Genomic DNA, 11683 nt, shown 5'->3' on the forward strand with positions numbered 1-11683 from the left:
GCATTGGGTGAAAAAGTCTATAAGAAGAGGATCTCTCATTCAGCTCCCTGCACGAAGCATTCAGGTGTCGTTGATTACAACGCAAACAGGATACTTTGCTCGGCAGAACAGACGAGGAGGGTTCCAAGTCTTCTATAGTATTTACGGATTAGAAGGGAAAGTGCAACCACACCAAGCTCCTGGAGATATGCTATGCGACATTACTGAAGACGTAGTGTTAACGGTCAAAGATATGGATGAAAGCGACTACCAACAGAAACGAATTTATGTGGTTTTAGATTTAGCGACGGAAGAAGAGCGTAGGTTGCGAGCAGATAAGAACGTGATCCTTATTCCTAGAGGGGAGAATTCTAAGAAAAGAAAATAATGTAGCATATATTTATGAAATGTTGTAATATTATAGCATTACAAAAAGGTGCGATATGAAAAATCAAGAGGAGTCTGGCTGGCAAGCTTTTCTGACATTATGCTCTAAAATGCAAAAAGAAAAGTTTTTACAAGACCTTTTTTCGCTGTTTTTGTCTTTTAGCGAACGTAAAGATGTCGCTTCTCGCTATCATATCATTCGAGCTCTTTTAGAAGGGGAGCTCACTCAAAGAGAGATAGCAGAGAAATACGGAGTCAGTATCGCACAAATTACCAGAGGATCTAATGCCCTTAAAGGATTAGATCCTCAATTTAAAGAGTTTTTACAAAAAGAGATCTGATCTTCTTTTGTAAAATACAAATAAGATTAAAAGTATTTGTATGCATGCGTTGTTAATGAACAAATATTCTGTTTTAGCAGTTTTGGTACATAAGTATAGCTGCAGCATGCCATGCAAATCAGCTTTTCAAGCTGATTGCTTCCAAGATATTCAAAAATTCATCCTCTTACAGCGTGCCTGGCTTTCTTTTGAAAGCTGGCGCTTATCTACTTGGCGATAGGCCTAATTAAGAAGCCTTTTATTTGATTAAGAGATGTTCTTATAGAAGTAAGAGCGTCTTTTTTGCGCAGGATTATTCTGTCGCCAGTTTTTTCTATGATTTTAACACTATAATTTTATGGAGAAAAGATGTTCAAACATAAACATCCTTTTGGGGGAGCGTTCCTTCCCGAAGAACTATTAGCCCCTATACAGAATCTAAAAGCGGAATGGGAGATTCTCAAAACTCAGCAAAGTTTTTTATCTGAACTAGATTGTATTTTGAAAAACTATGCGGGGAGACAAACTCCTCTGACTGAAGTTAAGAATTTTGCTTGAGCTATTGATGGCCCTAGAGTATTTCTTAAACGCGAAGATCTTTTGCATACAGGAGCACATAAACTGAATAATGCTCTTGGTCAGTGTTTGCTTGCTAAATATCTTGGGAAAACACGTGTTGTAGCTGAAACAGGTGCGGGACAACATGGAGTAGCAACAGCAACAGCATGTGCTTATCTAGGATTAGATTGTGTAGTATACATGGGAGCAAAAGATGTGGAACGACAGAAACCAAATGTAGAGAAAATGCGCTTTTTAGGTGCTGAAGTCGTTTCTGTAACAAAAGGATCTTGTGGACTCAAAGATGCAGTTAATCAAGCTCTACAAGATTGGGCAACAACACACTCATTTACTCACTATTGCTTAGGATCGGCCTTAGGACCTTTACCTTATCCCGATATCGTTCGATTTTTTCAGTCTGTTATAAGCGCTGAAGTGAAAGAGCAAATCCATGCAGTTGCAGGAAGAGATCCTGATATTCTGATTGCATGTATCGGAGGTGGCTCCAACGCTATTGGATTTTTCCATCATTTTATCCCGAATCCAAAAGTCCAATTAATTGGAGTGGAAGGGGGAGGACTGGGCATTTCTTCAGGAAAACATGCAGCACGTTTTGCAACAGGGCGACCTGGAGTATTCCACGGATTTTATTCGTATCTTCTTCAAGATGACGATGGACAAGTATTACAAACTCACTCCATTTCCGCTGGATTAGATTATCCTTCAGTTGGGCCAGATCATGCCGAAATGCATGAGTCAGGACGAGCCTTTTATACATTAGCCACCGATGAAGAGGCGTTACGAGCTTTTTTCCTGCTTACTAGAAACGAGGGGATTATTCCTGCATTGGAGTCTTCACATGCTCTCGCACATTTAGTTTCGATTGCTCCTTCTCTACCAAAGGAACAAATCGTCATCGTTAACTTATCTGGAAGAAGTGATAAGGATCTTTCACAAATCATCCGCAGAAACAGAGGAATTTATGAGTAAATTAACCCAAGTTTTTAAACAAACTAAGCCATGTATTGGCTATCTAACCGCTGGTGATGGCGGTACTAGTTATACTATTGAGGCGGCAAAAGCTCTGATTCAAGGAGGTGTCGATATTCTGGAACTAGGATTTCCTTTTTCTGATCCTGTTGCAGATAATCCAGAAATTCAAGTATCTCATGATCGGGCTTTAGCAGAAAATCTGACGTCAGAAACTTTGTTAGAGATCGTAGAAGGTATCCGAGCTTTTAATCAAGAAGTCCCATTGATCTTATATAGCTACTACAATCCGCTTCTACAAAGGGACTTAGATTATCTACGCAGACTAAAAGACGCGGGAATAAATGGTGTGTGCGTTATAGATCTTCCAGCACCTTTATCACACGGAGAAAAATCTCCTTTTGAAGATCTTTTAGCTGTAGGATTGGATCCTATTTTGCTTATTTCTGCAGGGACAACGCCGGAGCGGATGTCTTTAATACAAGAACACGCAAGAGGCCTTCTGTATTATATCCCATACAAGCTACGAGAGATTCTGAAGTAGGTATCAAAGAAGAATTTCGAAAAGTCAGAGAACATTTTGATCTTCCAATTGTAGATAGAAGAGATATTTGTGATAAAAAAGAAGCTGCACATGTGCTGAATTATTCAGATGGTTTCATTGTGAAAACAGCGTTTGTTCATCAGACAACAATGGATTCTTCGGTAGAGACTCTGACTGCACTTGCACAAACAGTTATTCCTGGATAATTTATGAATATGAAGCCCAGATATCGATGCCTGGGCTTCATAGTTGTCTGTATAGATTAGAAGATAACAACTCTCCTAATTCAACATAATAAATATTATCAGACCTTTTGTTTTTTTATAAAAAGCCCCTTACGAGGCTTCTCTTTTCGAACAAAACTTGTCTAAAAGAATATGCGACAGTACCGTCACTCTTGATAGTCTTGCATGGAATCATATCCTTTGATGAGCTTTATTGAACCCATAGATTCATGAGACCGTCAAAAAGATCTTCAACAAGATTTCGTGTGCATCGTGCTCGAAACTCATCTTCGGACATTGAACAATTTTCTGGTTTCTTAAACAAAAATAACGATTCTTGAAAAATAATCTCGTTGATTAAAGCTTCTAATAATACAGATTTTTCGAAAATTGGAGAACGCATAAGCACTATATCTCCAACAGTGACTTGATTGGATAACGTCATTGCTTGCTCGGCTTCGAGCTGTTTTTGCAACAAAGCTTTGCATACTGGATTTGCTAGTTTTTGTAATAAAGGTCGCCCAAATTCCATGTTATAATCAGATATATAATTATTCTCGTCTATAGAATAACCTTCCCATATTTTAAGTTGTCGTTCGAATATAAAAAGAACCGTTGTTTCTGAAAACTTTTTGAGTAAGAAAGGATTTTTATTTAACTGAACTAGTCTTTTTGCCAAGAAAAACATGCTGGTTTTTACAAAAGTGTTGTGATAATTCATTTTTCTCAACCAAATTCGGTAGAGGTTTTAAAGTAAAATGGTCTCCCCCCCCCTATTGCTAGATTGACAACACATGCTCCCTCACCCATTACTACGGTTTTTTCTACAAACAGTTTATTGTAAATAAGATCTTCTAATAGATTTTTTTGTTTTTCGAATAACTGAGGGAAATATCCTAAACAAAATAGCCGGAGCATGTCTAAGATGGCTTGATCAAATTGTTTTGGATTTCTCTGATAAGAGATAAGATGTCTACTCCTCCCCTCAAATTACCAATCTTTTGTATAGCAAACTGTGTTTATAAATGGATAGCGGAGGAATGATTAAGTGTTTCAATCCTAACGTTGCTACAGCTTGTCGTAATTCTTCTTGGTTGTGTAAAATTGCCTTTGCCTGATCTCCAATTTCTCGGATTTCTACTCCAGGACATTGTCTAGAAGTATAGACGATACTCCCATTTTTATATGTTCGTTCTATTTCGAAAGTCGCAAAATCTCTCTTAAGTATAGCATCACAGATTTCCCTACAAATTTTCATTGTGTCTGGACTGATCAACCGTTTTCTTACTAAGTGTCCCCTACTACTTTTTGTGCAGTAATTAGATCCTTTAATTTATTTTTAAACTAACTTTCTGATTGACGACACATCTCCTGGTATTCTTTTTGTTTCTCAACATCTGCAATATGTTTTTTTTCTAAAACTTTTCGAAAGTTTCTTTGTAAACGAGTAATTTGTTTGTTTTTCCCTTTCATAGCTTTTTCTACTTCCGAACACATATTTCGATGCTCGCGGAAGAGGTAAAGAGCGTTCTGATAGGAATTTGATAGTTTGTAAGCAATGGTTCCTATCAAAGCTCCTAACAAACAAAATGGAGCAAGTACAATACATAAAACAATACAAGCAATACGTTTGCATACAGAGATCATCTTCTCAGAAAAGAAAATATGCCCAGACTGAGCAGAAGTTACTTTTATTTGAGAGGCCATCCCCCTATTTACAGCAAATCTCAGAAGATTCCCAGCGCGTTCTAGTCTATCAGGTAGCGCACCTGATTGTGATTTATCGAAAAAAATAAGCATTTATCACCCCCTTTATGAAAAAAATGCCCAGTATCCTATAGAGAGGTTGAATAATTGTTAAGGTTTTTCTTTTTTTTATTGGTAACAGAAAAACAGTTTTGGCTTTTTGCTATGGTTTTTTGTACAATCCCCTGGCCAGGTAATTGACGTTATTGAAAGTACTACAACATTATTTGATTGTTTGCTGAAACTCTATGCATCACAGGAAGTTTTTAGCAGTTTCCATTGCTTTCGTAAGTTTAGCTTTTGGGCTAACATCTTGTTATCATAAAAAAGAAGAACCAAAAGATGTTTTGCGGATTGCGATCTGTCATGATCCAATGTCTTTAGATCCGCGTCAGGTTTTTTTAAGCAAAGATGTTTCTATTGTAAAAGCTCTCTATGAAGGGTTAGTCCGGGAAAAAGAAGCTGCGTTCCAGCTAGCTTTGGCAGAAAGATATCATCAATCTGATGATGGTTGTGTTTATACTTTTTTTCTAAAAAATACATTCTGGAGCAACGGAGATGTTGTAACAGCATATGATTTTGAAGAGTCTATTAAACAAATTTATTTCCGAGAAATTGATAACCCTTCGTTACGCTCTCTTGCATTAATTAAAAATTCTCATGCTGTTTTAACAGGAGCTCTCCCTGTTGAAGATTTAGGTGTTAGAGCTTTGAATGCGAAAACTCTAGAAATTGTTTTAGAAAACCCGTTTCCTTATTTTCTAGAGATATTGGCGCACCCGGTTTTTTATCCGGTGCACACCTCTTTACGAGAATATTACAAAGATAAGCGTAACAAACGCGTTTTCCCGATAATTTCTAATGGTCCTTTTGCGATTCAATGTTATGAGCCGCAAAGATATTTACTAATCAACAAAAACCCTCTGTATCATGCCAAGCACGATGTTCTGTTAAATTCGGTATGTTTGCAGATAGTTCCTGATATCCATACAGCTATGCAGTTATTCCAAAAAAATCATATCGATTTAGTTGGGTTACCCTGGAGCTCCTCCTTTTCTTTAGAAGAACAAAGAAATCTCCCTAGAGAAAAATTATTTGATTATCCTGTATTGAGTTGCTCTGTTTTATTCTGTAACATTCATCAAACACCTTTAAATAATCCCTCGCTGAGAACAGCCCTCTCTTTAGCAATCAATCGAGAAACTTTATTAAAACTAGCAGGTAAAGGCTGTAGCGCTACGAGCTTTGTTCACCCACAATTATCTCAGATACCTGCTACTACTTTGTCTCAAGATGAGCGGATTGCTTTAGCAAAAGGCTACTTGACCGAAGCTTTAAAGACTTTATCTCAAGAAGATTTAGAAAAAATTACATTAATTTATCCTATAGAATCTGTTTGCTTACGAGCCGTTGTTCAAGAAATTCGCCAACAATTATTTGATGTACTGGGATTTAAAATTTCTATATTAGGATTAGAATATCATTGTTTTTTAGACAAACGTTCCAGAGGAGAATTCTCCTTAGCAACTGGTAATTGGATTGCAGACTATCATCAAGCTAGTGCTTTCCTGTCTGTCCTAGGTAATGGGACAAGATATAAAGACTTTCAATTGATTAACTGGCAGAACCAAAAGTACACAAATATAGTTGCTCAACTTCTGATTCAAGAATCAAGCGACCTACAGCTTATGGCAGAGCAGTTGTTGCTTAAAGAAAGTCCTCTTATTCCTCTATACCACCTCGATTATGTGTATGCGAAACAGCCTCGGGTGTCTGATCTCCAAACCTCTTCTCTTGGAGAAATTGATTTAAAAAGAGTTTCATTAGCTGAAGGATAGACGTCGCAAGATAGCAACGAGATGTATTATTTTGATTTCGTTGCTAACACAAGCAGACAAGCAATAGCGCAAAAGGCTGCAGCTGAAGCCATAGGCATTGTGATGAAACCTAATAGAAATAGCTTCGTAGAGCAAGATACTTTACCGCAAATATCCAGAGTCATCCCAGGTATTTCCTGCAAGCACACTTGATAAATAGCAATGCCGAAACCAACAAGAGCCAATGGAAGCGTATATATCTTAATTGAAATATCTTCACGATATGCGGCAATACCTAGAATTACAACTAAAGGAAACAAGCAGATTCTTTGGTAATAGCAAAGAAGACATGGCTCTACATTCAGAATATAGCTGTAATAAACACTCATAAGCGTTCCTATACAAGAAAACAGCCAAGCAAGATATAAACAATAAGAACGTAAGTGTTTGATCACCGGACCTCCTCTTCTATCGCTTGTAGATGACGCAGTTGAGTAATCACTCTCTCGATCTCATCAAAAGTGGGATCTTCAATAAGATAATCTCCTACGACTGCAGTAGGTGTTGCAAGTTGCCCACCCATGATTTGAGATCCATAGATATTGTTCTTTTTAAGCTGCTCCGTAAATCTTTGAGAATTTATGCACTGTATTAATCCTTTGGGATTAATTTCTCTTCCGGAATGCGTAGGGATCTTTTCTGCTAATTTTGCAAGCACTTCAGGAGTTGCCCAGTGTGATCCTTTCGTTTTTTTATATGTGAGAATTCTGTGGAAATATTCCATATATGCTTCTGGATCTGGACGCTTCGGATCGTGATGGTAAACGCACAGTAATGCTTGTGCAGCAGGCATTGAGCCACGAATAAAACATACAGGAACTAAAGTCAGAGAAGCTTCACCAGTGTCAACAAAATGTTTTTTAATCAAAGGAAATACTTCCGAAGAAAACTCTTCACAGGCAGAACAAGATGGTTCTTCAAAAACGGTGATATTAATAGGTGCATAAGGATCCCCTATCGTAGGGAAATACTTTGCTGTGGTTGGAATATGCGTCTTTGGTGGCATAATCGAACGCTTAGTGTGTATCATTAATCCTACACACAAAACAAATCCTAGTGCCGTAGAAATAATAAGGATCTTCTTTCTCAAGGGAGTTCTCGTATCCATCCTTCCGTTAAGGATTGAGATAAGACAAAAATAAAAAAAACGAAACCGTTTTCTTGCTGAAATAAAAGAAGCTTCTTTATTAAAAAAAACTTTTTCTTTTCTCTCAGACTTCTTATGAGTCAAGAAACTCAACGAGTCTTGGTGTATGGAGAAGGATTTTTTAGAAAATGTTTATCGTCATTTCCGTTACCGTTTTTTTAAATTAAGTATACTTCCAGCTCTTCTCGGACTCTGGCTATTTTTTACTCCTAATATTCTTAACTATTTGGATTCTTCTGTTATTTTATCAGATAAAATTTGCGGCGTCCTTTTAATTTTATTATCAGCTTTATCCTTTTATAATCCTGTTATTTTGCAACTAGGCATTTTTATTGGGCTCTGGGTTTCTTTCTTTTCTTGTTCTTCCGACCTACTTCCTTTAGTATTTGCTCATGATTCGCTACTAGGTTTTGCTACACTAGCTATTATTTTTCTACTCCCTAATCGTCCTGAAGATCTAGAAGTTGGTCCTACTATTCCAGAAACTTGCCATTATAATCCTTCTTCCGGAGGGAAAAGAGCTGCGGTTCTTATTTTTGCTTTTGTAGGATGGTTACAAAGTCGCTACTTAACTTCCGCAGCACTCAATATTGCTGATGCAGACACCTCCTGCTCCTTGTTCTTTTCCTCTACACTGATGGTTATTTACTCCATGCTTATCGTGTTGTCTTTGACTGGCGGAGAGCGTCGCTGGCATACTCAACCCAAAGTAGTTTTCATTACAGCAATTCTATTATTCATAGCTATAGGGCTAACTCTAGCAGCTATTCTTTTATCTCAACTATTTCTGACAAATTATGAAGGTGTGTGTCTGACAGTAGCTCCGGTGTTTTCTTTAGCATTTTTTTATGATGAAATTCGAGCAACATGGAATTATCTTTCCCAAAATTACTCAAATAGAAAACAGCTAGCCATAACGGCCTTTTACGGGTCTGAATACTATAAGGAATCTTTGTTCTGGGAAGAGCGTTCTGTATTACCATTCTCCCAAGCGTGTAAGCAGGCTTTTGCGGGATTATCTTTCCCTTTGAATCTTATTTTTGCCTGCATATTCTCTATTTTTTTCGTGCAACTGAATGCAAACTTATCTATTCCTGACACATGCCGCTTCTTTGTAAATAGCGCCTGCTGGTTTATTCTTGTGTTATCTATTTTTTCATTCGCAGAAAGCTTGCGTCATCTCCGTTGGTTGAGTTTATTGTTTGCTGCAGGGATTATTCTTTCTCCAGTCATTTTTCACCTTCCACTGGAAGCCTCTACTCTATTGTCTATAATAGTATCGGGTATTGCTTTTATTATTTTATCTATAGGACGCCTATAGTCTAACCTTTGGGAGAAGTATTTGCTTCGTTATCTAATTTCTTGTCGTGATCTCGTTGTTCCGATTCTGATAGATAGAGCCCTTCTCGAATATGGGAAAAAGCGGTTTCTATAGTTTCATCAAAAGGTGTTTTCGTAAGCTGGATTTTTTTAGTTAACAAAGAAGGTTTTGCTTGTGTCAATACAGCAAATTTAAATCTTTTAGAAAACCCTGAAGGGAGAATCTCGCTTTGAATAAAGTTCACGAGACCTTTTACAGAAGGTGCACCCGATTTATAGGTTCTACAAAGAGCTAGGGATTCGAAATAACAGCTCGCTGCAATTCTCTGTTGCTTTTGGGCTGCAAGCTTTTGTTCTTTCCATGCCAAACGAAGCAGTAAAGCAATTAGAAGTAACGATAAAATTCCTGGAAGAATGAATGGAAGAAAGATCTCTGAAAGAAAGACTACATTGTCAATACAGCACAGTACACCACCTATGCACAAAGCTAAAAAAGCTCCTACCGCTGCAAGCATAGCAAAAAAGACTAGAGGGACGCTCCTGACTTCATGAGTGCGAATTTCACCCTGTAAAGAGAGCTTTTCCTCTCTTGAAAGCTTGTGTAATTGCTGATCATAAAGAGGACGTGCTGCCTGTACAAGTTTTAAAGGAGGTATCGTCAAACTAGGTGGTCCTTCATTTGCTGCAATAACCCAGCGATTCCTTGTTCTTTATTTAAGGCAATTGAATGGAGTTTCTGATTCTTGATCGCGAAAAAGGCTTCCCCAACTCCTAAACAATCTTGCACATCATGCGAAGCTAGTATGATCGTCTTTCCTTCTTCTTTGGCTAATCTTTTCACATCTTGGTATAAAATTTCTTTCGTAATGGGATCCAAAGACGTGAAAGGCTCATCTAACAGCAAAATAGGCTTTGGAGATAAGCTTTGCATAGCAAACACAACACGTTGACGCTGTCCTCCAGATAATTCATTTGGAAATCGATCTAACAATGAAGATAGCCCGAAAGAATGCACAACATTGTAGAAACATTCTTCTTCAATAGTTGTTTTCTGTTTGCGCGATCCTAACTCCGTTAACAATAAAATATTTTTTCTAACGGTGCGCCAGGGTAACAAAGCTTCCTTTTGCTGCATGTAGGCTATCTGCTCCTGCTGTATAGGTTGCCCTTTCCAGAGAATTTCTCCTAAAGAACAAGAGAGAAGACCTGCTATGATCCTAAATAATGTAGTCTTACCACTTCCAGAAGCCCCCAGAACCATAGAAATCTGACCAGAAGCAAAGCTAGCTGATGCATCTTCAAAAATAGAGTGAGATGCATGAGAATAATACAGAGATTTTACGTCTAGCATGGGAAAACACGAACGAAATAAGAAATATTTCTGGACTTGCGGTTACCAAGACTTGAACTTGGGACCTCGACATTATCAGTGTCGCGCTCTAACCAACTGAGCTATAACCGCAGGGATGGAGACTAGGAGATTCGAACTCCTGACCTTCTGAATGCAAATCAGATGCTCTACCAACTAAGCTAAGTCCCCTTGAGAGCGGCTGTTACCGAAGATTCTCAGTAACAAAGCGCCATCTTAATCCAAGAGCGATTTTAAGCACAAGAAAAGATTATCAAAAATGGATTTTTTCTGTGCGAAAGAAAAAAATCTATAAAGATACACGCTTTCTTATGTCCATTTTTTTGGAGTTTCGTACCTTAGTGACTTTGAAGGATTGAATGAAGGTGCTGTATTCCTTATCTAAAATTTCTGGGGAACGTCCCTTATACACCATGAAAACTTGGTACAGCGTGTGATTAACAGAGACAAGCATTCCTCGAAAATACACATCGTCGCATGCGATCCAAAATTCCAAAGCTTTGTGTCCTTGTAGAGCTGTTGCTTTAAGATATAGAACTTGCGATTCAGGAAGTGCGTATAACATTCCTGCAAAACCTTCTTGAAGGTTCAATTCCGGTCTACTGATATCAATTTTCTCTGGATATTCCCAAATAGACACTACATAAACTGTGCTATCACTAGGAGTTTCTGCTACATAGGTATCGTAACGAATAGCCAAATCTGATTGAGGGACTTCTATCACTTGCTCCGAATGTTCGGGAGACTCAGGAAATTGGATAGCAAAACCGCTTTCCTGTGTGTAATCATAACGCTTCCAAGACAAGAGATCCGAAACCTTTTCGATAGCAGAGGTTTGAGATTCCTCTGTGGTAGAGAGAATAGTCTTGTCCTTTAAGATCCAGGACTTCATCCTCCCTAAAAACCCTGAGGTTCCTTCTTCAGAAAAAGTTTCTGAAGGAGCCAAAGTATTAATTAAAAGGATAGCAGATAAAGAAAGTTTGCAGAACTTTGAAAGCATAATAATTATAAAATATAAAAGCTTTTCGTTACTTTATGATAACCTCGCATGAGGTTTTTTGTTATAAGAAAAATAGTAAATAACATCATAAATCATACACTTCTAGATATTTACAAGCCTTCTCATAGGCTCTCTTCGTTCCTATATTCGACACCTCCCGCGTTTCATTCGTGAAAAATAATCAAATACATTATCCAATAAGTTAAGAAAGCTAGTAGCTCT

13 protein-coding genes, 2 tRNA genes and 3 pseudogenes are annotated in these 11683 nt (G+C 37.8%); 7 read left to right on the plus strand and 11 right to left on the minus strand.

Annotated features, from left to right (window positions below):
* The first annotated feature begins 7 nt into the window (after positions 1 to 7).
* From CTA_RS00890 to trpA, 5 genes and pseudogenes are all read left to right on the plus strand, one after another.
* On the plus strand, positions 8 to 367 hold the full coding sequence (locus CTA_RS00890) for a cytoadherence factor (RefSeq protein WP_009871512.1): 360 nt from the start codon (positions 8 to 10) through the stop codon (positions 365 to 367).
* 55 nt (positions 368 to 422) lie between these two features.
* Complete coding sequence (gene trpR, locus CTA_RS00895; RefSeq protein ID WP_009871513.1) at positions 423 to 707, plus strand: trp operon repressor; 285 nt, start codon at positions 423 to 425, stop codon at positions 705 to 707.
* A 40-nt stretch (positions 708 to 747) separates the two neighbouring features.
* The gene (locus tag CTA_RS00900; protein ID WP_009871514.1) at positions 748 to 927 is read left to right on the plus strand and encodes a hypothetical protein; all 180 of its coding nucleotides are present in this window, start codon (positions 748 to 750) and stop codon (positions 925 to 927) included.
* A 128-nt stretch (positions 928 to 1055) separates the two neighbouring features.
* Positions 1056 to 2234: pseudogene (gene trpB / locus CTA_RS00905) on the plus strand (tryptophan synthase subunit beta).
* A pseudogene (gene trpA / locus CTA_RS00910) lies at positions 2227 to 2984 on the plus strand (tryptophan synthase subunit alpha). The pseudogenes trpB and trpA overlap by 8 nt, the downstream one beginning before the upstream one ends.
* A gap of 246 nt (positions 2985 to 3230) precedes the next feature.
* Here the strand turns inward: trpA and CTA_RS00915 are convergent.
* From CTA_RS00915 to CTA_RS00930, 4 genes and pseudogenes are all read right to left on the minus strand, one after another.
* Positions 3231 to 3723, minus strand: a pseudogene (locus CTA_RS00915) (hypothetical protein).
* A 5-nt stretch (positions 3724 to 3728) separates the two neighbouring features.
* Complete coding sequence (locus CTA_RS00920) at positions 3729 to 3920, minus strand: hypothetical protein (protein ID WP_009871518.1); 192 nt, start codon at positions 3918 to 3920, stop codon at positions 3729 to 3731.
* A 67-nt stretch (positions 3921 to 3987) separates the two neighbouring features.
* Positions 3988 to 4260 (minus strand): hypothetical protein, encoded by a 273-nt coding sequence (locus CTA_RS00925; protein ID WP_009871519.1) that lies wholly within the window; start codon positions 4258 to 4260, stop codon positions 3988 to 3990.
* Positions 4261 to 4346: 86 nt separating this feature from the next.
* Positions 4347 to 4802, minus strand: coding sequence for a hypothetical protein (locus CTA_RS00930; RefSeq protein WP_009871520.1), 456 nt, complete (start codon positions 4800 to 4802; stop codon positions 4347 to 4349).
* Between the two features lie 194 nt (positions 4803 to 4996).
* On the opposite strand from CTA_RS00930, the gene CTA_RS00935 reads away from it, so the two are divergent.
* A complete protein-coding gene (locus CTA_RS00935; RefSeq protein WP_011324621.1) occupies positions 4997 to 6586 on the plus strand; it encodes a peptide ABC transporter substrate-binding protein in 1590 nt (529 codons plus the stop codon).
* 26 nt (positions 6587 to 6612) lie between these two features.
* Here the strand turns inward: CTA_RS00935 and CTA_RS00940 are convergent, their stop codons facing one another.
* Both CTA_RS00940 and CTA_RS00945 read right to left on the minus strand, forming a co-directional pair.
* The gene (locus CTA_RS00940) at positions 6613 to 7020 is read right to left on the minus strand and encodes a disulfide bond formation protein B (protein WP_009871522.1); all 408 of its coding nucleotides are present in this window, start codon (positions 7018 to 7020) and stop codon (positions 6613 to 6615) included.
* Entirely contained in the window at positions 7017 to 7733 is a 717-nt protein-coding gene (locus CTA_RS00945) for a thioredoxin domain-containing protein (RefSeq protein ID WP_009873617.1), read from the minus strand. Before CTA_RS00945 ends, CTA_RS00940 begins: the two co-directional genes overlap by 4 nt.
* A 145-nt stretch (positions 7734 to 7878) precedes the next feature.
* On the opposite strand from CTA_RS00945, the gene CTA_RS00950 reads away from it, so the two are divergent.
* Entirely contained in the window at positions 7879 to 9093 is a 1215-nt protein-coding gene (locus CTA_RS00950; protein ID WP_011324622.1) for a membrane protein, read from the plus strand.
* Between the two features lies 1 nt (position 9094).
* Here CTA_RS00950 and CTA_RS00955 read toward each other — a convergent pair whose 3' ends face one another.
* From CTA_RS00955 to CTA_RS00975, 5 genes are all read right to left on the minus strand, one after another.
* Positions 9095 to 9607 (minus strand): hypothetical protein, encoded by a 513-nt coding sequence (locus CTA_RS00955; protein WP_009871525.1) that lies wholly within the window; start codon positions 9605 to 9607, stop codon positions 9095 to 9097.
* 143 nt (positions 9608 to 9750) lie between these two features.
* Positions 9751 to 10443, minus strand: coding sequence for an ATP-binding cassette domain-containing protein (locus CTA_RS00960; RefSeq protein ID WP_011324623.1), 693 nt, complete (start codon positions 10441 to 10443; stop codon positions 9751 to 9753).
* Between the two features lie 37 nt (positions 10444 to 10480).
* Positions 10481 to 10554: transfer RNA gene (locus tag CTA_RS00965), tRNA-Ile, on the minus strand.
* A 5-nt stretch (positions 10555 to 10559) separates the two neighbouring features.
* Positions 10560 to 10632 (minus strand) — tRNA-Ala (locus tag CTA_RS00970).
* Between the two features lie 118 nt (positions 10633 to 10750).
* Positions 10751 to 11461 (minus strand): hypothetical protein, encoded by a 711-nt coding sequence (locus tag CTA_RS00975; RefSeq protein WP_009871527.1) that lies wholly within the window; start codon positions 11459 to 11461, stop codon positions 10751 to 10753.
* Positions 11462 to 11683: the final 222 nt, after the last annotated feature.

Origin of the sequence: Chlamydia trachomatis A/HAR-13 (assembly GCF_000012125.1) — a bacterium.
Taxonomy (GTDB): domain Bacteria; phylum Chlamydiota; class Chlamydiia; order Chlamydiales; family Chlamydiaceae; genus Chlamydia; species Chlamydia trachomatis.